The sequence below is a fragment of the Burkholderia sp. AU18528 genome, assembly GCF_002223215.2.
Classification (GTDB): Bacteria; Pseudomonadota; Gammaproteobacteria; order Burkholderiales; family Burkholderiaceae; genus Burkholderia; species Burkholderia semiarida.
Window position 1 is genome coordinate 1,580,732 of sequence record NZ_NKFC02000004.1, and the last position, 20,720, is coordinate 1,601,451.

General features: G+C 67.8%; 21 protein-coding genes. 10 read left to right on the forward strand and 11 right to left on the reverse strand.

Going from position 1 to position 20,720, the window contains the following annotated elements; all coding sequences use genetic code 11:
* Positions 1 to 124: 124 nt before the first annotated feature.
* The 6 genes from CFB52_RS10095 to CFB52_RS10120 form a co-directional block, all read right to left on the reverse strand.
* On the reverse strand, positions 125 to 829 hold the full coding sequence (locus CFB52_RS10095) for a GntR family transcriptional regulator (protein WP_099316513.1): 705 nt from the start codon (positions 827 to 829) through the stop codon (positions 125 to 127).
* A 313-nt stretch (positions 830 to 1,142) separates the two neighbouring features.
* Positions 1,143 to 2,503 (reverse strand): IS3 family transposase gene (locus CFB52_RS10100; RefSeq protein WP_099316614.1). Its coding sequence is split into 2 segments (ribosomal slippage): positions 1,143 to 2,041 and positions 2,041 to 2,503, totalling 1,362 coding nucleotides; the frame shifts between segments, so codons are not numbered across the junction.
* Between the two features lie 90 nt (positions 2,504 to 2,593).
* A complete protein-coding gene (ldcA, locus tag CFB52_RS10105) occupies positions 2,594 to 3,532 on the reverse strand; it encodes a muramoyltetrapeptide carboxypeptidase (protein WP_099316514.1) in 939 nt (312 codons plus the stop codon).
* Between the two features lie 103 nt (positions 3,533 to 3,635).
* The gene (tadA, locus tag CFB52_RS10110; RefSeq protein ID WP_373680926.1) at positions 3,636 to 4,226 is read right to left on the reverse strand and encodes a tRNA adenosine(34) deaminase TadA; all 591 of its coding nucleotides are present in this window, start codon (positions 4,224 to 4,226) and stop codon (positions 3,636 to 3,638) included.
* Between the two features lie 11 nt (positions 4,227 to 4,237).
* Positions 4,238 to 4,639 carry a DnaJ family domain-containing protein gene (locus CFB52_RS10115; protein WP_012328731.1) on the reverse strand — a complete coding sequence of 134 codons (402 nt, stop codon included), beginning with the start codon at positions 4,637 to 4,639 and terminating at the stop codon, positions 4,238 to 4,240.
* A gap of 274 nt (positions 4,640 to 4,913) precedes the next feature.
* Positions 4,914 to 6,140: an MFS transporter gene (locus CFB52_RS10120; RefSeq protein ID WP_059573732.1), complete on the reverse strand. Its 1,227-nt coding sequence runs from the start codon at positions 6,138 to 6,140 to the stop codon at positions 4,914 to 4,916.
* 319 nt (positions 6,141 to 6,459) lie between these two features.
* On the opposite strand from CFB52_RS10120, the gene CFB52_RS10125 reads away from it, so the two are divergent.
* The 9 genes from CFB52_RS10125 to CFB52_RS10165 all read left to right on the forward strand — a co-directional run bounded on the left by CFB52_RS10125 (position 6,460) and on the right by CFB52_RS10165 (position 13,469).
* The gene (locus CFB52_RS10125; RefSeq protein ID WP_059573723.1) at positions 6,460 to 7,230 is read left to right on the forward strand and encodes a GntR family transcriptional regulator; all 771 of its coding nucleotides are present in this window, start codon (positions 6,460 to 6,462) and stop codon (positions 7,228 to 7,230) included.
* Positions 7,227 to 8,966, forward strand: coding sequence for a fumarate reductase/succinate dehydrogenase flavoprotein subunit (locus CFB52_RS10130; protein WP_060316695.1), 1,740 nt, complete (start codon positions 7,227 to 7,229; stop codon positions 8,964 to 8,966). Before CFB52_RS10125 ends, CFB52_RS10130 begins: the two co-directional genes overlap by 4 nt.
* An 11-nt stretch (positions 8,967 to 8,977) precedes the next feature.
* Positions 8,978 to 9,223 carry a ferredoxin family protein gene (locus CFB52_RS10135; RefSeq protein WP_006490846.1) on the forward strand — a complete coding sequence of 82 codons (246 nt, stop codon included), beginning with the start codon at positions 8,978 to 8,980 and terminating at the stop codon, positions 9,221 to 9,223.
* A gap of 135 nt (positions 9,224 to 9,358) precedes the next feature.
* Positions 9,359 to 10,363, forward strand: coding sequence for a HEAT repeat domain-containing protein (locus tag CFB52_RS10140; protein WP_099316516.1), 1,005 nt, complete (start codon positions 9,359 to 9,361; stop codon positions 10,361 to 10,363).
* On the forward strand, positions 10,360 to 10,647 hold the full coding sequence (locus CFB52_RS10145) for a gamma-butyrobetaine hydroxylase-like domain-containing protein (RefSeq protein WP_059573720.1): 288 nt from the start codon (positions 10,360 to 10,362) through the stop codon (positions 10,645 to 10,647). Before CFB52_RS10140 ends, CFB52_RS10145 begins: the two co-directional genes overlap by 4 nt.
* A gap of 36 nt (positions 10,648 to 10,683) precedes the next feature.
* A complete protein-coding gene (locus CFB52_RS10150; protein WP_144029733.1) occupies positions 10,684 to 11,628 on the forward strand; it encodes an NAD(P)-dependent oxidoreductase in 945 nt (314 codons plus the stop codon).
* A gap of 49 nt (positions 11,629 to 11,677) precedes the next feature.
* Positions 11,678 to 12,166 carry an NUDIX hydrolase gene (locus CFB52_RS10155; protein WP_099316518.1) on the forward strand — a complete coding sequence of 163 codons (489 nt, stop codon included), beginning with the start codon at positions 11,678 to 11,680 and terminating at the stop codon, positions 12,164 to 12,166.
* Between the two features lie 90 nt (positions 12,167 to 12,256).
* Complete coding sequence (locus tag CFB52_RS10160) at positions 12,257 to 12,706, forward strand: acetyltransferase (RefSeq protein ID WP_059573717.1); 450 nt, start codon at positions 12,257 to 12,259, stop codon at positions 12,704 to 12,706.
* Between the two features lie 145 nt (positions 12,707 to 12,851).
* Positions 12,852 to 13,469: a PolC-type DNA polymerase III gene (locus CFB52_RS10165; protein ID WP_059608798.1), complete on the forward strand. Its 618-nt coding sequence runs from the start codon at positions 12,852 to 12,854 to the stop codon at positions 13,467 to 13,469.
* Between the two features lie 210 nt (positions 13,470 to 13,679).
* Here CFB52_RS10165 and guaA read toward each other — a convergent pair whose 3' ends face one another.
* The 5 genes from guaA to CFB52_RS10195 all read right to left on the reverse strand — a co-directional run bounded on the left by guaA (position 13,680) and on the right by CFB52_RS10195 (position 19,366).
* Positions 13,680 to 15,299 (reverse strand): glutamine-hydrolyzing GMP synthase, encoded by a 1,620-nt coding sequence (guaA, locus tag CFB52_RS10170; RefSeq protein WP_099316519.1) that lies wholly within the window; start codon positions 15,297 to 15,299, stop codon positions 13,680 to 13,682.
* 107 nt (positions 15,300 to 15,406) lie between these two features.
* A complete protein-coding gene (locus CFB52_RS10175; protein ID WP_060966264.1) occupies positions 15,407 to 16,015 on the reverse strand; it encodes a hypothetical protein in 609 nt (202 codons plus the stop codon).
* Between the two features lie 6 nt (positions 16,016 to 16,021).
* Positions 16,022 to 17,482 (reverse strand): IMP dehydrogenase, encoded by a 1,461-nt coding sequence (guaB, locus tag CFB52_RS10180; protein ID WP_034207642.1) that lies wholly within the window; start codon positions 17,480 to 17,482, stop codon positions 16,022 to 16,024.
* Between the two features lie 281 nt (positions 17,483 to 17,763).
* A complete protein-coding gene (locus CFB52_RS10190; RefSeq protein ID WP_099316520.1) occupies positions 17,764 to 18,573 on the reverse strand; it encodes a DUF2182 domain-containing protein in 810 nt (269 codons plus the stop codon).
* 28 nt (positions 18,574 to 18,601) lie between these two features.
* On the reverse strand, positions 18,602 to 19,366 hold the full coding sequence (locus CFB52_RS10195) for a DUF899 domain-containing protein (RefSeq protein WP_099316521.1): 765 nt from the start codon (positions 19,364 to 19,366) through the stop codon (positions 18,602 to 18,604).
* A gap of 113 nt (positions 19,367 to 19,479) precedes the next feature.
* On the opposite strand from CFB52_RS10195, the gene CFB52_RS10200 reads away from it, so the two are divergent.
* Complete coding sequence (locus tag CFB52_RS10200; RefSeq protein WP_099316522.1) at positions 19,480 to 20,700, forward strand: helix-turn-helix domain-containing protein; 1,221 nt, start codon at positions 19,480 to 19,482, stop codon at positions 20,698 to 20,700.
* Positions 20,701 to 20,720 lie beyond the last annotated feature (20 nt).

Sequence of the window (20,720 nt, forward strand, 5' to 3'; positions counted from 1 at the left end):
GCCGCTCCACCGTCATCGATATCGCCCCGGATCGTCGCCCGGAGTCGGACCAGCGGCCCGCGGCAAACGCCGCGGGCCTGCATTTCGCTCGTTCTGTGGCGCGCGGCCGGGTTCGCGTCGCCGCTCAGGCGCCGCCGAACACTTCGCGCAAATCGACCTGCCCTTGCGCGGGCCGGTCCAGCATCTTCAGTTCGACATGCTGCAGGTGGCGCGCCATCAGCGTCACCGCCTGCTTCGGATCGCCCGCCTCCAGCGCGGCGAGGATCTCGTCGTGGTCGTCGCACGAGCACGGGCTGCGCCCGTGCGATTCGTACAGCGCCGACATCAGCGTCGAGCGTGCGACGAGCCCTTCGAGGCACTCGCTGAGCGTCGCATTGCCCATCAGCGCGGCAAGCGCCGTATGGAATTCGCCCGACAGCCGGATCCACGCCGCGAAGTCGTGCCGCTCGAACGCCTTGCGTTCCTTGTCGATCAGCGCGGCGACGCCCTTCAGCCGCCTGGCGCCGGGGCCGCTCGCGAGCCGCTCGACCACGGCCAGCTCGATGATCCGGCGCATCTCGAACACTTCGTGCACGTCCTGCAGCGTCGGGCTCGCGACGAACGCGCCGCGGTTCGGCTCGAGCTCGACCAGCTTGTCGGTCGCGAGCTGCGCGAGCGCCTGGCGGATCGTTCCGCGCTTCACGCCGAACACGTCGCAGAGCTGCGCCTCCGTGAGCTTCGCGCCGGGCGCGAGCCGATGCTCGAGGATCGCGGTGCGGATCCGCTCGGCGATCGCTTCAGGGCTGGCCGCACCGGACGGAGGGGAATCGGGCTCGTTCATGATCGGCATCGTGTGATGGTCCTCATCCTAGGGTGGACATAAAGATTGTCAACAATTCTTTTGAAGGATTTCGCACAATCGGCGTGCGCCGGCGTGCCTACATTCGGTGCAACGCGCACGAAATCCATGCATATCAAGCCTCACAGGCAAGACTGAGGCCCTTCTCGTCGTATACCCGTGCGGCCATTTTGTTGACAAAAATGGTGCAAAACCGGGCGAAACTCAGGTCGGCGTCAACCAAAAATATCGACTGTTAGTTGCGCATTTGCATAAAGAAAAAGGCGGGAGCTGAACTGACCCCGCAAAGTTGGACAGTTAAAGGCTAGGCGCCCAAGGGCTGAGTCCTGTATTGCACGGGACTCAGCCCTTTCAACTTGAGCTTGATGCGTTCGTGGTTGTAGTAGTGGATGTAGCGCTCGAGCGTGTCGCGCAAATGCTCCACGCAAGTGAAGCGATGTCCCTTGTAGCACTCGGACTTGAGCGTGCCGAAGAAGCTTTCCATCGCAGCATTGTCGAGGCAGTTCCCCTTGCGCGACATGCTTTGAGTCAGCTTGCGTCGCTTCAATTGCCGACGAAACGCCGGCATTCGGTATTGCCAGCCTTGGTCCGAATGCAATAACGGTCTGTCCGTGCGTTTGAGTTTGGCCAATGCCTTCTTCAGCATGCTGCTGACCAGCTCGAAGCTTGGGCGTCGGTCCATCTGGTAGGCCACGATCTCGCCGTTGTACAGATCCATTACCGGCGACAGATACAGCTTCTGCCCGCCGACGTTGAATTCCGTCACATCCGTTACCCACTTCTGGTTGGCCTGCGTGGCGCTGAACTGACGTTGCAACAGGTTGGGCGCGACTTTGCCGACCTCACCTCGCCACGAACGATATTTCTTCGGGCGCAGCAGGGACTTCAGCTGCAATTGCTGCATCAGCCGCTGCACAGCCTTGTGGTTGACGAGATGCCCGGTTTGCCGAATCGCAGCCGTGACGCGTCGATAGCCGTAGCGGCCCTTGTGATGGTCGAACACCGCCCGGATCCTCGCCTTGAGATCGGCATGGCGATCGCCAACGTTCAGCGTCCCGAGTTGGTAATAGAACGTGCTGCGCGCCAGACCGGCCGCCTTCAGAAGTGCCGCTACCGGATGGTGTTGCCTAAGCTCGCGCACTATTTGCGCTTTTTCTTTTGCGCTGCCTGCTTCTTCGCCAGCAGCGCATCGAGCTTTTTTAGGTAGGCCACCTCCGCACGCAGATACTCGTTTTCCTTGAGCAATTCCTCGCGTGTGCGTTCATCCGGTGAGCCGGTTTCAGTGGGTTTGGGCGGAAGTGAAGTGGCCATCTTTCGGGGGCGCCCTCGTCGGCGAGGGGACAGTGCATCGATACCGCCCTCATGATACAGGCGCTCCCAGCCGGCGACGCAGCCCGCGCCACGAATGTCGAACAAGGCCGACACCTGGCCGTATGACAACTCGTCTCGCCACATGCGCTGCAGTACCGATAGCTTGAACTCAGCATCGTAGCAAACGTGTTTCTTGCGCAACCCCGCGTTGCCATGCTCCCTGTAACTTGCCACCCAGCGCCGGATCACCGTACGCCCCACGCCGTGCCGGGCAGCCAGGGACTGGATGCCAATTCCACCGGAAAAATACTCGTCAACGATGCGTTGCTTGAACTGCTCGTTGTACTTCGTCATGAAAAACACCCCAAAGGTTGGACGGGTGTCCAACTTTTGGGGTGCAGTTCAAGCCCCGCCTTTCGATCGATCGCGCCGGCATCGCCGGCGTCAGCCGAGATGCGGATAGTCCGACAGCGTAAGCCGGAACCCGTGCGCATTCGCGACCAATTGCGCCTGTGCGCCGAACGGCAGCGTCAACAGGTCAGGCACATGGCCGAACTGGAGCCCCGTGACGACCGGAATCCCGACCACCGCCCGTACCTGGTCGATCATCGCCTGCATGTCGTAGCCGTTGTCGTACTCGAACGGCCGCGCGCCGGTGAACTGGCCGAGCACGAGCGCCTGCTGGCGCGCGAGCAGCCCCGACAGGTGCAACTGATAGATCATCCGCTCGATCCGGAACGGCTGCTCGTTGACGTCTTCGATGAACAGGATGCCGCCCTCGATGTCGGGCATGTATGGCGTGCCGACCAGCGACGTGAGGATCGCGAGGTTGCCGCCCCACAGCGTGCCCGTCACGTTCACCGCCTGCGCCTGCGGGGCGTCGGCCACGATCGTCGTGCTCGGCTGCGTCAGCGTCTGCCAGAAATGCTGCATCGTGAAGTCGCTCGGCGTTTCCGCGCCGAAATCGGCCGACAGCATCGGGCCGCCGAACGTCTTGATGCGCGCCTTCGCGTACAGCGCCAACTGGATCGCCGTGAAGTCGCTGTGACCGACGAGCGCGACCGGCTGGTCGCGCAGCCGGCGTTCGAGCCCGCGATAGTCGAGCCCGTGCAGGATGCGCGCGGCGCCGTAGCCGCCGCGCACCGCGAGCCCGATGTCCGGCAACGGCCGTGCGGGATCGGCGAGGCGGTTCAGGTCGCCTGCCCGCTCGCCGTCGGTGCCGCCGAAACGCTGGAAGCGGCGCTGCGTCGCCTCGATGTTCTCGATGCGCTGCTGCGCGGTGCTCAAGCGCTCGAGCGCGCGATTGATCGCGTCGGGGTCGTGCGGATAGCCGGACGGCGCCAGCAGGCGAATGGTGTAGGACGCGGCGGGCTGGAAGGACATGGCGGAAGGTGTCGGAGGTCGTCAAACCTGCTTAGAGGGTCCGAACCGTGGGCGGTTCACGAAACCATACGCGCCCACAACGACGGGCGCGGCGGCGACGCGCCTATGACGCGCCGGATTCGGCGTCGCGGGCAAGCCGTGCTTCGCGCAGCGCGCGTCGGCGCTCGGCGAAGAACGACTTCAGCGCGGCGCCGCATTCGTCGGCGAGCACGCCGCCCGTCACTTCGGTGTGGTGGTTCAGTTGCGGATTCGCGAATGCGTCGATCACGCTGCCGCACGCGCCCGTCTTCGGGTCGGCCGCGCCATAGACGACCCGCGCGATGCGGGCATGCATGATCGCGCCCGCACACATCAGGCACGGCTCGAGCGTCACATACAGCTCGCAGCCGGGCATCCGGTAATTCCGCAGGTGCTGCGCGGCCATGCGCAGCGCGGCCATTTCGGCATGCGCGGACGGGTCGTGCCCGCCGATCGGATGGTTGAAGCCGCGCGCGATCACTTCGTCGCCGCGCACGAGCACCGCGCCGACCGGCACTTCGCCGGCCGCGCGCGCCTCTTCGGCGGCGGCCTGCGCAAGACGCATGAAATGCAGATCGCGCGCCGAGATGGGCGCGGCTTCCTGAACGGGAGAATCGGCGACGGGTTCGGCGCCCGAGGCGGCTGCCGCAAGGCCAGCAGGGGCTGCGTCGGGCAGCGCGCCGGACGTCACATCGGCCCCGCTTCGGCGGGCGCTTCGTCGAGCCCGCGCTCGCACAGGCGTTCCGCGATACGCCGGCAGTAGTCGCGCGGCATCACCATCGGGCCACCGCGCAGCGATTCGAGCGCCATGTCGAGCGCGAGGATCTTCGCTTGCAGCCGGCAGCGCGCAGCGCGGTCGCTGACCGCCTGCACCTCGTCGTGCAGGTTGCGCAGCGCGCGCAGTTGTTCGACGGCCGGCGGCACGAAGCCCGCATTCTTCAGGATACGGTTGGCCACCCGCACCTCCTCGGGCACGAGCAGGTCGTCATCCAGCGCCTGCGGCGCGCCGGTACCCGGCAAATCGTCGAACTCGCCCCGCGCGGCGGCGGCGGCAATACGTTGTTCGACCAGAGCGTCAAGCAATCTCATCAGTCAATCGGAACAATGCGGCAGGCCGAATTCTATCAGGGTGACGCCGGTATGACAGGCCCTTCGAATACATGCTCGATATTGTGCTTTTAGGGGCCGAATCGCAGCGCATGCGCGCCGATCGCAGCCACTTGCCGCGCTGCTGCGCCGCAGCAGGCCGAGCGCCGTTCGACCGCGTCCGAACGGGCGCGATGTCCGACCCATGTTTTATCCGAGCCAGGCGCTGGCCACTGCCCGCCCCGAGAAAACGCGAGGCGCCCCACTCCCCGCCCGATTACGCAGCCACCGTTTCCTGTCGCGCTTTCGCGAACGGGCGGAACAGCGTCGCGATCAGGAACGCACCGATCCCGATCGCGAACGAGCCGAGGTACAGCCAGCCGTAGCTGCCGAGCGCATCGACGATCAGCCCGCCGGCCACCGGGCCCGCGGCCATCCCGAGGCTGCCGGCCATCGCGCAGCCGCCGATCACCGTGCCCATCATGCGCAGCGGGAAATTCTCGCGCGCGAGCACCGAATACAGCGGCATCACGCCCGCATAGATGAAGCCGAACAGCGTCGCGACCGCGTAGAAGCCGTCGAGCGTGCGCACGAAGTAGTAGCCGAGCGCGCCGAACGCCTGCGCGAGCAGTCCGGCGACCAGCATGCGCTTGGCGCCGAGGCGGTCGCCGAGTATCCCGAACGCGATCCGGCCGCCCATGCCGGCCAGTCCTTCGACGCTGTAGATCGACACGGCGACGATCAGCGGAATCCCGCAGGTCACCGCGTAGCTGACCGTATGGAAGATCGGGCCCGAATGCGTCGCGCAACAGAAGAAGTTGGTCAGCACCAGCACCATGAACTGCGGCGAGCGCAGCGCATCCGCGACCGACATCGTCGGGGCCGGCGCGCCGGCAGGCGCCGACTCGGCCGCCGCCTGCGCGGGCGCGTGCTCGAGCGCGGGCGCCCGGCGCACCAGCAGCGACACCGGAATCATCACGACGGCCGCCAGCACGGCGATCAGCAGCATCGACGTGCGCCAGTCTCGCACCGACACGAGCCACGCGGCCAGCGGCGCCATCGTCATCGGCGCCATTCCCATGCCGGCCGACACGAGCGACACCGCAAGGCTGCGGTGCGTGTCGAACCAGCCGGTCACGCACGCCATCATCGGTGCGAATATCGCGGCCGTCGCGCTGCCGACGGCCAGCCCGAAGGTGAGCTGGAACACCAGCAGCGATGGCGCGCGGCTCGCGAGCGCCAGGCTGGCCGACAACAGCACGGCCCCCGCGATGACGACGGGCCGCGTGCCGACGCGGTCCGACAGGCTGCCCCACGCCATGCTCGCAAACGCCATCGCGATGAAGCCGAGCGTCATCGCCGCGGAAATGCCGGTCATCGACCAGCCCGTATCGTGCGCGATGGACCGCAGGAACACCGGCAACGAAAACATCGCGCCGATCGCGACGCACCCCATCAGGCCGCCCGCGGCGACAATGACCCAGCGGTATCGGGAATCCGGCATGTGGCGTGTCATGGGGTCTCTCCTCGTTCGTTGCGCCATTCGCGGAAAACCGGGGTGCCGGCCGCATGGCGCGGCGCACTGCCCGGTCGATATCGATACGACGGGCGACGCATCCGGGAATCGACATGCGGCGCGCATCGGGCCACGCCTTTTATTGTCGGCGATCCCGCTCGGCTCGCAAGGGTCGGTTCACCCGCTCGCGCCGCCGCCTGCCGCCGCCCCCTTTTTCCGCCACGGGAAATCGAAATCAGAAATGCTTGGTTGGGGCGCGCCCTTGCGCTGGCTACACTCGCCTCATCTTGTCATAACAAGTTGACCGATGCCCCCACCCAACGTCGTGCCGCTGTCAGCGGCCCCGCTCTACGTGCAGATCAAGGACACGCTGCGCGCGCGCATTCTCGACGGCACCTATGCGCCGCACAGCCGGATGCCGTCCGAGCACGAACTGTGCGCGATGTTCGACGTCAGCCGCATCACGGTGCGCCAGGCGCTCGGCGACCTGCAGAAGGAAGGCCTGCTGTTCAAGCTGCACGGCAAGGGCACGTTCGTGTCGAAGCCGAAGGCCTTCCAGAACGTGACGTCGCTGCAAGGGTTCGCCGAGGCGATGTCGTCGATGGGCTACGAGATCGTCAACCAGTTGCGCAGCCTGCGCACCGTGAAGGCCGATCGCCATCTCGCGACGAAGCTGAACGTGCCGGAAGGCGCGCCGCTCGTCGAGATCCATCGCGTGCGGCTGCTGAACCGCGAACCCGTGTCGCTCGAACAGACCTGGGTGCCGGAGGCGCTCGGCAAGCGGCTCGCGGGTGCCGATCTCGCGACCCGCGACATCTTCCTGATCCTGGAGAACGACTGCGGCATCCCGCTCGGCCACGCCGACGTGTCGATCGACGCGATCCTCGCCGACGACGACATCGTCGACGCACTGCACGTCGAGGAAAGCAGCCCCGTGCTGCGCATCGAGCGCCTCACGCACGACGCGTCGGGGGCGCCGATCGACTACGAACACCTGTACTTCCGCGGCGACGCCTTCCAGTACCGGTTGCGCGTCGACCGGCAGAAGGCGCGCAAACCTGCAAGGAACCCACGATGAACACCCATGTGCACGAATACGACATCGTCGTGGTCGGCGGCGGCACGGCCGGGCCGATGGCGGCCATCAAGGCGAAGGAGCGCGATCCGTCGCTGCGCGTGCTGCTGCTCGAGAAGGCCAACGTCAAACGCAGCGGCGCGATCTCGATGGGGATGGACGGCCTGAACAACGCGGTGATTCCCGGCCATGCGACGCCCGAGCAGTACACGCGCGAGATCACGATCGCCAACGACGGGATCGTCGATCAAGCGGCCGTGTACGCGTACGCGGCGCACAGCTTCACGACGATCGAGCAGCTCGACCGCTGGGGCGTGAAGTTCGAGAAGGACGGCACCGGCGACTACGCGGTGAAGAAGGTCCATCACATGGGCTCGTACGTGCTGCCGATGCCGGAAGGACACGACATCAAGAAGGTGCTGTACCGGCAACTGAAGCGCGCGCGCATCGCGATCACGAACCGGATCGTCGCGACGCGCGTGCTGACCGACGCGCAGGGCCGCGCGAGCGGCGTGCTCGGCTTCGACTGCCGCACCGCCGAGTTCCACGCGATCCGCGCGAAGGCCGTGATCCTGTGCTGCGGCGCGGCCGGCCGCCTGGGCCTGCCGGCATCGGGCTACCTGATGGGCACGTACGAGAACCCGACCAACGCGGGCGACGGCTACGCGATGGCCTATCACGCGGGCGCGGCGCTCGCGAATCTCGAATGCTTCCAGATCAATCCGCTGATCAAGGACTACAACGGCCCGGCGTGCGCGTACGTGACGGGGCCCCTTGGCGGATTCACCGCGAACGGCAAGGGCGAACGCTTCATCGAATGCGACTACTGGAGCGGCCAGATGATGTGGGAGTTCTACCAGGAACTGCAAAGCGGCAACGGCCCGGTATTCCTGAAGCTCGACCATCTCGCGGAAGAAACGATCCAAACCATCGAGCAGATCCTGCATACGAACGAACGGCCGAGCCGCGGCCGCTTCCATGCGGGGCGCGGCACCGACTACCGCCGCCAGATGGTCGAGATGCACATCTCCGAAATCGGCTTCTGCAGCGGCCACAGCGCATCCGGCGTGTACGTGAATGCACGCGCGGAGACGACCGTGCCGGGGCTTTACGCAGCGGGCGACATGGCGGCCGTCCCGCACAACTACATGCTCGGGGCGTTTACGTACGGCTGGTTCGCCGGGCAGAACGCGGCCGATTACGTGGCCGGCCGCGACCATGCGCCGGTGGACGACGAACAGGTCGACGCCGAGCGCACCCGCGTGCTCGCACCGCTGCTGCGCGAGCGCGGCCTCGCGCCGGCGCAGGTCGAGTACAAGCTGCGCCGCATGGTGAACGACTACCTGCAACCGCCGAAGGTGACGCGCAAGATGGAAATCGGGCTGCAACGCTTTGACGCCATTACCGAGGATATCGAAGAGATCAAAGCAAACCATCCGCACGAGCTGATGCGCGCGGCCGAAGTGCGCGCGATCCGCGACTGCGCGGAAATGGCCGCACGTGCATCGCTGTTCCGCACCGAAAGCCGCTGGGGGCTGTACCACCATCGCGTCGATTTTCCGCATCGCAACGATGCCGAATGGTTCTGCCACACCTGGCTGCGCAAGGATGCCGCGGGCGCGATGCGCAGCGAGAAGCGGCCGGTCGAGCCGTACGTCGTGCCGCTTGCCGACGACGAACGCGGCGCCTACGCGCAATTGCGCATCCGCGAACCGGCCGCGCTCGCGGCCGCCCTTTGAGGAACCTTGCCATGCCGCATACCCCGCACGACATCTTCCAGCGCAGCAGCGCGCCCGTGACGATCGACGAGTCGCTGTGCATCGCCGACAAGGGCTGCACCGTGTGCGTCGACGTATGCCCGCTCGACCTGCTCGCGATCGACGTCACCAAGGGCAAGGCCTACATGCAGTTCGACGAATGCTGGTACTGCATGCCGTGCGAACGCGATTGCCCGACCGGCGCGGTCAAGGTCGACATCCCTTACCTGCTGCGCTGACACGGCGCGCGGCCCCGCACCGGCGACGGCACGACCGAGCCGGCTTTCGTCGACATCGAGCGCCGCTGTCTCGCGCTATTGTGCGAACGTCGCATCAGTACGCATGCCGGCCCGTCCACCGCACCGACTTTATCCATGACCGCTTCTTCCTCCGCTTTTCCGCTGCCGGGCGTGCCGGCCGGCGATCACGCCGATCACGCCGTGCTCGTCGCGCGCCTCGCCGCAGCCGATGCATCGGTGCGCCGCATCGCGCTGCTCGAACTCGCCGACCTCGAAGCGCCCGAACTCGTGCCGTCGTTCGTCGCGGCGCTGCGCGACGATGCGTCGGCCGATGTGCGCCGCGAGGCTGCACGCGTGCTCGACGCGTGGGAGCAGCCCGATGTCGTCGACGCGCTGTGCCACGCGCTGCTCGATCCGGACGGCGGCGTGCGCGCGACCGCCGCGCAAAGCCTGTCCGAACTGAAGAGCGCGGCATCGGGCGCCGCGCTGTGCCGCTGGGCCGACCGGCCCGAGCCGTTCGTGCGCGCCGCCGTGCTGCGCGGCTTGCGCGAGTTGCGCGACCCCGATGCGTTCGCGCCGGCGCTGCGCGCGCTCGATGCAAGCGATGCGAACGTCCGCGCCGAGGCGGTCGTCGTGCTCGGCTGGCTCAAGGACGGCCGCGCGCTGCCGCCGCTCGCGCGCGTCGCGACCACGGACACCGATGTGGACGTGCGCCGCGCCGCGGTCGGCGCAATCGGATTTGCTTCGGCGAGCGATGCGGCCGTCGTCACCGCATTGCTCGCCGCGCTGCGCGACGCCGCATGGCAGGTACGCGAGGAAGCCGCTGCCACGCTCGGCAAGCTGCGCGCCGCCGTTGCGCGCGACCCGCTCGTCGCCGCGCTCGACGACGATTACTGGCAAGTGCGCGTGCGCGCCGTCCGCGCACTCGGCCAATTGCGCGATGCGGCCGCGGCATCGGCCGTCGTCGCGCTGCTCTCGCATGCGATCAGCAATCTGCGCAAGGAAGCCGCACTCGCGCTCGGCGAATTGCGCGACCGGGAGACGCTGCCCGCGCTGCACGGCGCACTCGACGATCGCGACCCCGAAGTACGCAAGGCCGCGCGGATCGCGATCGGACAGATCGACGAGGCGTCGCGATGATCGCGCCGACCGAAATTGCACTCGATCACCCCGCGCATGCACTGACGTTGCACTGGCCCGGCGGCGTCACGCAACGCATCGGCTATGCGCGGTTGCGCGGCGATTGCCCGTGTGCGCAATGCCGGAGAATCCGCTTCGATGGCGGCCATATCGACGCGCGGGCCAGCCTGACGTTGGACGGCGTGGAAGCGCTCGGCTACGGCGTGCGCTTCCTGTTCGGCGACGGCCATGCACGCGGCATCTATCCGTGGCCGTACCTGGCGGAGATCGCGTCGCGGCGATGACGCGGCTGCCGCGGTCGCGCGGGCCGGATGGCAGGCATGCGCAAACGCTGCGATACTGACGCCCACGATCGCATCACCCACCGTGGGAGCAGCATCATGCAAACCGCAGTCGGATTCATCGGCCTCGGCGTGATGGGCACGCCGATGGCGCTCAATCTCGCGCGCGCCGGCACGCCGCTCGTCGTGTGGAGTCGTTCGCACCGCAGCGACGATGCACTGCGCGACGCCGGCGCACGGGTGGCCGACGGCATCGACGACGTATTCGCGTCCTGCCGCACCGTGATCCTGATGCTCGCGAACGACGCGGCCATCGATGCCGCTCTCGCCCGCGGCACACGTGCTTTTGCCGCGCGGGTCGGTGGACACACGATCGTCAACATGGGCACGAATGCGCCCGAGTATTCTCGCGCGCTCGCCGACGACATCGCCGCCGCATCAGGCCGCTACGTCGAGGCGCCGGTATCAGGCTCGCGCAAGCCGGCCGAAGCCGGTCAGCTCGTCGTGATGCTGGCCGGCGCGCCGGACGATGTCGATGCCATCCGCACGCTCGTGAAGCCGCTGTGCCGCGACAGCTTCGTGTGCGGCGACGTGCCGGCGGCGCTGACGATGAAACTCGCCGTCAACCTGTTCCTGATCACGATGGTCACCGGTCTCGCCGAAGCCACGCACTTCGCGCAACGTCACGGCATCGACCTCGCGCGCTTCGCCGACGTGCTGAACGCCGGCCCGATGGCGAGCGACGTGTCGCGCGTGAAGCTCGGCAAGTTCGTCACGGAAGATTTCTCGGTGCAGGCCGCGATCAGCGACGTGCTGAAAAACGCGCGCCTCGTCGCCGAGTCCGCGCGCGGCATCGGCATCGCGTCGCCGCTGCTCGACATCTGCCATGCGCTTTACGGCGAAACCGAACAGGCCGGACATGGCGCGGCCGATATGGTCGCCGTGATTCGTGCGATCGAACGGCGTACCGGGGACATGCCATGAGCGGCGTGCACACTCACCTATTCGTTCGCAGCGGCAGGTAGGCACAACCATGTCCGCAACCGGCACGTCCGCAACCGGCAACGCTGCACCCTTGCGCCCCGTTCCCGCCGTGATCGGCATCGTGCTGCGCGAGCGCGACGTGCTGCTCGTGCGCCGCGCGAACCCGCCCGATGCCGGCTGCTGGGGCTTCCCCGGCGGCAAGATCGAGCCGGGAGAGCCGCTTGCCGAGGCGGTCGTGCGCGAGATCGCGGAAGAAACGACGATCGACGTGGAGGCGCTCGACGCCTTTACCGCGCTGGACGCGTTCGATTACGATGCGCACGGCGCCGTGCGCCAGCATTTCATCATGGTCGCGGTGCTGTGCAGATGGCTGCGCGGCACGCCAGCCGCCGGCGACGACGCGCTCGACGCGCGCTGGTTCGGCCTCGACGAACTCGACCGCGACGATTTGCCGATGAGCGCGGGCGTGCGCGATGTCGCGCGACGGGCGATCGAGCGGGCGGTGGTGCTGGAGCACGCGCGGCAGCCATCCGCGTGACACTTCGCTGTCGCTTGTGCATTACCGCGACGCGTTCGCTCCGCCACCGAGGCGGCCCCCGGCGAGCGCCAAGTCATCCCATATCAAACCATGATCAAAATTCGACAATCCACCGAGGCCGACGGCACACGCGTACTGGACATCTGGCGCCAAGCCGTCGATGCCACGCATCACTTCCTGAGCGAAGACGATCGTCGCGCGATCGAATCCGAAGTCGTCGCGTTCCTCCCGGGCGCACCGCTCGATCTGGCCGTCGACGAAACCGATCGCCCGATCGGCTTCATGCTGCTCGACGGCAGCCACATGGAAGCGCTGTTCGTCGATCCCGCCCACCATCGCGCGGGGGTCGGGCGGCTGCTCGTCGACGAGGCGATCAAGCGCCATCCCGACCTGTCGACCGACGTCAACGAACAGAACGAAGCGGCGGCACGATTCTATGAACGGCTCGGATTCGAGCGCTGCGGGCGATCGGAGCTGGATGGACAGGGGCGGCCTTATCCGCTGATTCACCTTCGTTATCGCGGGTGCGGTCGAGACTGAAAATCATCCCGACGGGCTGAGATTTTCATTATCGTCAATCGGCAGCCTGCCCACTCGCCGCTCGACGAACCCGCCGTTCGCGCGCCCGAAGATGCTACCCTCTCGGCCACACTCGACATCTTCTAATGAAGCACCCGAATTCAACATGCAAACCGTCGCGGTACTGGACTTCGAAACAACCGGGCTGTCGCCGAATCTGGGCGACCGTGCAACCGAAATTGCCGTCATCCTGCTGCGCGACGGGCAGGTCGTCGACCGTTTCCAGAGTTTGATGAATGCAGGCCGACGCATCCCGTCCGACGTCGTCGCGCTCACGGGCATCACGAACGACATGATCGCGGCGGCGCCCCCGGCTTCCGAAGTCATGAAGAAAGCGGCGGCGTTCGTCGGCCAGCATGCGGTCGTGGCCCACAACGCCGGTTTCGACAAACGCTTCTGGCAGTCGGAACTCGGGATGCTCGGCATGTCGGCCGACCATGCATTTGCGTGCACGATGCTGGTGGCGAGACGGATCTACCCGGACGCGCGCAGTCACCGTCTGTCGAGCCTGGCCGAGATGCTGCGGCTGCCGCAAACGGGCCGTGCGCACCGCGCGATGGTCGATGCGGAGATGGCCGGCCATCTGTGGTGCCGGTTGCAGCAGGATATTTCGCGCACTTATGGGCTGGATCGCATCGATCATGCGCTGATGTCGCGGGTTCAGGCGACGACCAAGGCGAAAGTGCCGATGTATCTGCGGTCGCTCGGGCGGGCGCATGTGTGACGTATCCGGTCGCGGAACGGAAAACGCCACGCTCACCGATTTCATGCGTTAACGCAAAACGGCCTGGCAATCCATTGCCAGGCCGCTTCTTGCCCCTGCGTGAGCCGGGGCAGCAAGCCAACCGAATCGGTCATCCGCTTGCGAACTATCGCGACATCAAGCGATGCGCCACGACACAAGCGGAATCGAACGCCGATTTAGCCGAAATGCTCACTCCCACTCAATCGTCGCCGGCGGCTTCCCCGAGATGTCATACACCACGCGGTTGATCCCGCGCACTTCATTGATGATCCGGTTCGACGCACGGCCGAGCAGCGCATACGGCAGATGCGCCCAATGCGCGGTCATGAAGTCGGTCGTCTGCACGGCCCGCAACGACGTCACATAGTCATACGTCCGCCCATCGCCCATCACGCCGACCGACTTCACCGGCAGGAACACCGCGAACGCCTGGCTCGTCAGGTCGTACCAGCTCTTGCCGACGTCGGCGTCGCCGCACAGGCCGGCCGCCGCATCCTGCGCGGTCGCGACCGTGCCGCGCAGTTCCTCGATGAAGATCGCGTCCGCGCGGCGCAGCAGATCCGCGTACTCGCGCTTCACTTCGCCGAGAATCCGCACGCCGAGGCCCGGGCCCGGGAACGGATGGCGGTACACCATCTCCGGCGGCAGGCCGAGCGCGACGCCCAGCTCGCGCACTTCGTCCTTGAACAGGTCGCGCAGCGGTTCGAGCAGCTTCAGGCCGAGCGTTTCCGGCAGGCCGCCGACGTTGTGGTGGCTCTTGATCGTCGTCGCCTTCTTCGTCTTCGTGCCGCCCGATTCGACCACGTCCGGGTAGATCGTGCCCTGCGCGAGCCACTTCGCCTTCGACAGCTTCTTCGCTTCCGCCTGGAACACCTCGACGAACTCGCGGCCGATGATCTTGCGCTTCGCTTCCGGATCGGTCACGCCGGCCAGATGGCAGAGGAACTGGTCGGACGCGTCGACGTGCACGACCTTCGCATGCAGGCGGCCCTCGAACATGTCGAGCACCATCTTGCCTTCGTTCAGGCGCAGCAGGCCGTGGTCGACGAACACGCACGTCAGTTGATCGCCGATCGCACGATGGATCAGCGCGGCCGCGACGCTCGAATCGACACCGCCCGACAGGCCGAGAATCACTTCCTCGTCACCGACCTGCTCGCGAATCTTCGCGACGGCTTCCTCGATGTGGTTCTTCATGATCCAGTCGGGCTTCGCGCCGGCGATCTGCAGCACGAAGCGTTCGATGATCTGCCGGCCCTTCACCGTGTGCGTGACTTCCGGGTGGAACTGCACCGCGTAGTAGCCGCGCGCCTCGTCGGCCATGCCGGCGATCGGGCAGCTCGGCGTCGACGCCATCAGCGCGAAGCCCGGCGGCAACTCGGCCACCTTGTCGCCGTGGCTCATCCAGACCTTCAGCATCCCGTGGCCTTCGGCCGTCGTGAAATCCTCGATGCCGTCGAGCAGGCGCGTATGGCCGTGCGCACGCATTTCCGCGTAACCGAATTCGCGATGATCGCTCCACTCGACCTTGCCGCCGAGCTGCACGGCCATCGTCTGCATCCCGTAGCAGATGCCGAGCACCGGCACGCCGAGATCCCACACGGCCTGCGGCGCACGCAGCTGGTGGTCTTCATACGTGCTCGCGTGGCTGCCCGACAGGATCACCGCCTTCGGCGCGAACTCGCGGACGAAGTCGTCGGACACGTCGTTCGGGTGAATTTCGCAGTAGACGTGCGCTTCGCGCACGCGGCGCGCGATCAGTTGGGTGACTTGCGAACCGAAGTCGAGAATCAGGATTTTGTCGTGCATGGCTGCGGACGGGATGAAGAGAATAAGAAAAGCAGCGCATCGAGCGCTGCGTCAAAAGCATGGACAGCGGCGTCGGGCGGCAGGCGGCTCGCGCGACGCATCGCCGGTCAATCCTGCGACGGCGGGCGCGCGTCGAACGCGACGCTGCCTGACGCACGGTCGGATGCGGCCGACGGGGTAGCCGCGGCCGGCGCCGCAGGCGCCACCGGACGGCTGACGACCGGCTCGACTCGCGGCTGCGCCACGGAGGCCGGCGCCGGTTCGACCGGACGCTTCGCATCGCGGCCCTCGAGCGCCTGCGCCCTGTCGGCCCTTTCGCGCCGGCGCACGGCCGATGCGAGCCGCACGCCGCCGAGGCCGAGCACGATCAGCGCGACGCCGGCCACGGCCGACAGCACCCGGCCGGCGGCCGCGAGCGCCGGCCCGCTGCCGGTGCCGATCGACCACACGACCGTCAGCACGCCGGTCAGCCAGTACACGTGGCCGACCGGGCGCGCGACGGGCGCCGTGAGATCGCCGTTGAACGCCGCATGAAACGCGAGCCACGCGAGCCCGAGCAGCGCGATGCCGAACGCCTGGCCGAGCATCGCGGGCTGGATGTTCGCCAGTTGCAGCGCATTGAACAGCGCCTGCCAGGGCGTCAGCACGAACAGCGCGCCGAACGCCAGCAGCAACACGGCATCGACGATCAGCACGGCTCGCAGCAGCGGTTTCATCGGCGATCAGTCCACGTGGTAGTTCGGTGCTTCCTTCGTGATCTGCACGTCGTGCACGTGCGACTCGCGCATGCCCGCCGCGGTGATCTGGACGAATTCCGCCTTCTCGTGCAGCTCGTCGATCGTGCGGCAGCCGCAGTAGCCCATGCTCGCGCGCACGCCGCCGACCAGCTGGAACAGGATCGCGTTGACCGAACCCTTGTACGCGACGCGGCCTTCGATGCCTTCCGGCACGAGCTTGTCGATGTTCGCCGAGTTGTCCTGGAAGTAGCGGTCAGCCGCGCCGTCCTTCATCGCACCGACCGAACCCATGCCGCGGTACGACTTGTACTGGCGGCCCTGGTACAGGAACACGTCGCCCGGCGCCTCTTCGGTGCCCGCGAACATGCTGCCCATCATCACCGCGTTCGCGCCGGCCGCGAGCGCCTTCGACACGTCGCCCGAGAAGCGCACGCCGCCGTCGGCGATGCACGGCACGCCGGTGCCCTTCAACGCTTCCGCGACGTTCGCGATCGCGCTGATCTGCGGCACGCCGACGCCCGCGACGATGCGCGTCGTGCAGATCGAGCCCGGGCCGATACCGACCTTGACCGCGTCCGCGCCGTATTCGACGAGCGCCTTCGCGGCGGCGGCCGTCGCGATGTTGCCGCCGATCACCTCGACGTGCGGGAAGTTCTGCTTGACCCAGCGCACGCGCTCGAGCACGCCCTTGCTGTGGCCGTGCGCGGTATCGACGACGATCACGTCGACGCCGGCCTGCACCAGCAGCTCGACACGCTCTTCGTTGTCCGGGCCGACGCCGACCGCCGCGCCTGCGCGCAGCTTGCCGTGTTCGTCCTTGCACGCGTCCGGGTGCTCGGTCTGCTTCGTGATGTCCTTGACGGTCATCAGGCCGCGCAGCTCGAACGCGTCGTTGACGACCAGCACGCGCTCGAGGCGGTGGCTGTGCATCAGCGCCTTCGCTTCGGCGAGCGGCGTGCCTTCCTTGACCGTGACGAGGCGCTCGCGCGGCGTCATGATCGACTTGACCGGCTCGTCGAGGCGCGTTTCGAAACGCAGGTCGCGGTTCGTGACGATGCCGACGAGCTGCGGGCCTTCGACGACCGGGAAGCCCGAGATGCCATGCTGGCGCGACAGCGCGATCACGTCGCGCACCTTCATTTGCGGCGGCACCGTGATCGGGTCGCGGACGACGCCCGACTCGAAACGCTTGACCTTCGCGACTTCGCGGGCCTGCTCGGCCGGCGTGAGGTTCTTGTGGACGATACCGACGCCCCCCTGCTGCGCCATCGCGATCGCGAGGCGACCTTCGGTGACCGTGTCCATCGCGGCGGACACGAGCGGCATGTTCAGGGAGATGTTGCGGGTCAGCTTGGTCTTGAGGCTGGTGTCGCGCGGGAGAACGTCGGAGAAGGCGGGAACGAGGAGCACGTCATCGAAAGTGAGTGCTTTTTGGATCAGACGCATGGCAAATCCTATGGGCGCAAAAGCGAATTATACGCGAAGCGCCGTGATTTTTCACAACACGAACAACGGCTTAGCCGGTTTCGGCGGTTCGGGGGCCGAATCGTTCGGATCGCCGTTCGGTTCGTTTTCGATCGACTTTCGTTTCACCGCTGCGTCGAGCCATTCGCGCAGCCGGCGGCCGGACGGCACGTGCGCGTGTCGCGGCGAGGCGACACGGGCGCGACGGCGGCGGCCGCGCACGGCCCGGCGACCCGCCGCCGAAGCGGCTTGCCTGCCCGACCTCACGCCAGACCGGCCGCACGGGCGATCATCGCGATGCCGCCCGCCACCGTCCCGCAACCGACGATCCGCCACACGCGCCAGCCGGCAGGCGCAACGCGTTCGGCGGCGATCGCGACCGTCACGGCGGCCATCACGCGCAGGTCCATCATGCCGGCCGCCAGCGCGACCGCCATCAGGTTCCCGCAACACGCGCCGCATCGGATCGCGGCGTGCACGCCGTACCGCCATGCCGTGACGGCCGCTGCCCGTGGCCGATGCACGTCGTGCGCCGTCGGGTGCCGGCAGCACGCGAGCCGCCGCGCCTTCCATTCGGTGAATTGCAACGTGCCCGCGGCCAGCACGACGGCGCCGGCCACGAACGGCATCGCCCCGGCGAGCGCCGGCAGACGGGCAGCGGCCGCCGTCAGCGCAGCGCCGGCCGGCAACACGAGCGCCCCGAGCACCATCCAGACCGAGAAATATCCCGCCCCCGCGACGACGACGAGCCAGACCGACCGCGCCGCCGCCTGCGGGCCGATGCGCCACCGGTAATGCCAGAGCTGCGGCGCGAGCACCGGCAGCATCATCGTCACCGTCATCGCGCCCCACATTCCGGCGAAGGCCGCGAATGCGCGGCCGGCGCCCTGGCCGCACGGCCGCAGCCATACGGCCGAAGCCATCCAGCCGCCGGGCATCGGTTCGCCGCCCATCGCACCCATCGACGCGTGCTGCGCTAGCGTCGCCATCGCGGCGAGCGCGAACACGGCGGTGGCCGCCACGCCGAATGCCCACGGACCGGGGGCCGCCTCGCCGGTTGCCGTTCGTGTCATCGCGCGCTCCCGCCCGTGCCCGGCCCGCTCAGCCACGCGCGTATTCGTCGTGACGGCGCCACCACGGGCCGGCCTCGTTGCGTCCGCGCGGCGCGCGATCGAGCCACTGGTACATCCCCCACAATCCGTCGAGGCCGCGCGCGTAGGTCGAATACGTGTGATAGACGGCGCCGTCCTCGCGCACGAACGCGCTCATCCCCGGCCGATCGAGCGCATACGTGACCGAATCGGTGCCGCACGTGGCCGCGAACTGCACGACGGGCGCCGGCGGCGGATCCATGTCCATCGCGTGTCCAGCCTTTGCATAGTTGTATTCGACGTCGCCCGCGCGCTGCTGCGCTTCGGTGAACGACACGTTGAAGTCGAAGTTGAAATCGCTGCCGACCGACGACGCCCACGGGAACGTCCACCCCATCCGCTGCCGGTACGCGAGCAGTTTCGCGAGCGGCGCGCGCGACACGGCCGCGAGCGTCACGTCGTGATGCGCCAGATGCACGGCAAAGCCGTCGAAGCCGTCGGCGAGCGCGGAGCACGACGGGCAGCCGGCCTTGTAGTCGGGGCCGAACATGAAGTGATAGACGAGCAGTTGCGAACGGCCGCCAAACAGGTCGTCGAGCGTCGCCTGCCCTGCTTCGGTGTCGAACCGGTAGGTCTTGTCGACGCGCACCCACGGCAGCGCCTGGCGCTGCCGCGCGAGTTCGTCGCTGTGCCGCGTCAGCGCCTTTTCCGCGTCGAGCAGCGCGCGGCGCGCGGCCAGCCATTCGTCGCGGGTGCCGGTGAGATGGGTCGTCATGGTGGGGTCCTCCTTCCGATGGGTATCCGGGCACGGCGTACGGGCCGTGTGCGTGGTGCTAGATTAGTGGCGGGCATCGGACCGAAGGGAGTGACAAGTGTGTCGGGATTCGAATGGATTCGCTGATCACGGCGGCCGCGCACGCGCTCGCGGCCGGTGACGCGCTCGGCGCGCTGAACCGCGTCGCGCTGCGCGACGATGCGCCGGCGCTCGCGCTGCGCGGGATCGCGCTGGCGCAGCTCGGCGATTTCGAACGGGCACGGTCGCTCGTGCGCGGCGCCGCACGCGCATTCGGCGCGAAGGAAGCGGTCGCACGGGCGCGCTGCGTCGTCGCGGAAGCGGAAATCGCGCTCGCGTCGCGCGACCTGCGTTGGCCGACGCGCGCGCTCGACGCGGCCTGCGCGACGCTCGACGCGCATGGCGACCGTGCGAACGCCGCGCATGGCCGCTATCTCGGCGTACGACGCTTGCTGCTGATCGGCCATCTCGACGAGGCCGAGCGGCTGCTCGCGCATCTCGACCCCGCGCCGCTGCCGCCCGCGTCGCGCGCCGCCCATGAATTGATCGCGGCCGGCATCGCGATGCGCCGCATCCGCACGCACGCGGCCCGCGCGGCGCTCGACCGCGCACGGACAGCCGCCCGCGCCGCCGGCATCGCCGCGCTGGCGGCCGAGGTCGACACCGCGGCGCGCGTGCTCGACGCACCGGCCGCGCGGCTCATCGCGCGCGGCACGTCGCGGCTCGTGCCGCTCGACGAAGTCGAGACGCTGTTCGAGTCGAATGCGCTCGTCGTCGACGCGTGCCGCCACACGGTGCGCGATGCGCGCACGACCGTGTCGCTCGCGCGACGCCCGGTGCTGTTCGTGCTCGCCCGTGCGCTCGGCGAAGCCTGGCCGGCCGACGTGTCGAGAAACGCGCTCGTCTACGCCGCGTTCCGCGCGAAACCCGCCGACGAATCGCATCGCGCGCGGCTGCGTGTCGAGATCGGCCGGCTGCGCGCGGTGCTGCGCCCGCTCGCGAACGTCGTCGCGACACCGCGCGGCTTCGCGCTCGAACCGCTCGGCGTGCGCGAAACCGTCGTCCTCGCGCGGCCGGTCGACGATCGGCACGCGGCCGTGCTCGCGCTGCTCGCCGACGGCGAAGCGTGGTCGAGCTCCGCGCTGGCGCTCGCGCTCGGCGCCAGCCAGCGCACCGTGCAGCGCGCGCTCGATGCGCTCGCGCAAACCGGCAAGGTGCAGGCACTCGGCCGCGGACGCGCGCGCCGCTGGCTCACGCCGCCGCTGCCCGGATTCGCGACGACCTTGTTACTCCCGCTTGCGCTGCCGGGCGATTAGGATGGCCCCATCGAACGACG